General features: G+C 60.7%; 2 protein-coding genes. One reads left to right on the top strand and one right to left on the bottom strand.

Annotated elements, in window-relative coordinates:
• Positions 1 to 176: DUF6316 family protein (locus tag Q7W83_RS20480; RefSeq protein ID WP_473657671.1), on the bottom strand; the 176-nt coding region annotated here is incomplete at its 3' end.
• Between the two features lie 210 nt (positions 177 to 386).
• On the opposite strand from Q7W83_RS20480, the gene Q7W83_RS20475 reads away from it, so the two are divergent.
• Positions 387 to 1,346, top strand: coding sequence for a DMT family transporter (locus tag Q7W83_RS20475; RefSeq protein WP_150631679.1), 960 nt, complete (start codon positions 387 to 389; stop codon positions 1,344 to 1,346).

Here is a 1,346-nt window from a genome sequence, read left to right as displayed (position 1 = left end):
AGCTGCATCCGCGCAACATAAGCCTCAATCCCCCGCTCAGCCGCCTCCGGGTTTTCAAACGGCCCCTCCAGGGTGTTTTCCCGGGTGCTGAAATACAACTCCCCGTTTACCCGACAAATCCGGTCACAGCGAAAGTGCGTGGCGGGGGCGTTGTCCTGGGCGCGCATGCCGTACATGGCGGTCTCCTGAAAGGTGTTCCTGTTGGCGGATCAAATGAGCTTATGCATGAACCGCTTATAGCGCCTGGCCAACCGATCGACGGCATATCGCCAATTTGTTGCTGCGACCCGCACAGTTTCATTTGCGTCCGGTAGCCAACTGTCCCTGTGTGCCAGGCCGCGCTGAGCCTAGAATGACGGCTCTTGCCATCGGGCTTTGAGGTACGCATGCACATTTCATCGGGTCGCTGGGTTTACGGCCTGTTCCTGGCCTTGTTGACCGCGTTGTTGTGGGGAATCCTGCCGATCAAACTCAAGCAAGTGCTGCTGGTGATGGACCCGGTCACGGTGACCTGGTTTCGGCTGATGGTGTCCGGCGGGTGCCTGTTCATTTACCTGGCAGCCACCAAACGCCTGCCGAGCCGCAAAGTGCTCGGGCCGCGCGGTGGATGGCTGGTGTTGATGGCGGTGCTCGGTCTGGTGGGCAACTACGTCCTGTATTTGATGGGCCTGAACCTGCTCAGCCCCGGCACCGCGCAACTGGTGGTGCAGATGGGCCCGATCATGTTGCTGATCGCCAGCCTGTTTGTGTTCAAGGAGCGCTTCAGCGTGGGGCAGGGGATTGGCCTGCTGGTGTTGCTGATTGGTTTCGGACTGTTTTTCAACCAGCGTCTGGCTGAGTTGCTCACTTCGCTGACCGACTACACGGCGGGCGTGCTCCTGGTGTTGTTGGCGTCCACGGTCTGGACCTTCTACGCCCTTGGGCAGAAGCAATTGCTGACGGTGTGGAATTCGTTGCAGGTAATGATGGTGATTTACCTGTTCTGCGGGTTGCTGCTGACGCCGTGGGTGCATCCGCTGGAAGCGCTGCAACTGAGTCCGCTGCAAGGCTGGCTGTTGCTGGCGTGCTGCATGAACACCCTGATTGCGTATGGCGCGTTTGCCGAAGCGCTGGCGCACTGGGAAGCCTCGCGGGTGAGTGCGACGCTGGCGATCACGCCGTTGGTGACGTTCGCGGCGGTGGCCATGGCCGCCTGGTTGTGGCCTGAGTATGTGCATGCCGAGACGATCAATGGTCTGGGGTATGGTGGGGCGGTACTGGTGGTATTGGGGTCGGCGCTGGTGGCGTTGGGGCCGTCGTTGATTGCGGGGCTCAAGGCGCGCAAGGTTCGGATGGCGGCCAGTTAG

The sequence above is a fragment of the Pseudomonas sp. 300 genome, from assembly GCF_055803035.1.
The sequence above is the reverse complement of the archived record's forward strand: the minus strand, read 5'-3'. Positions and strand labels throughout refer to the sequence as shown.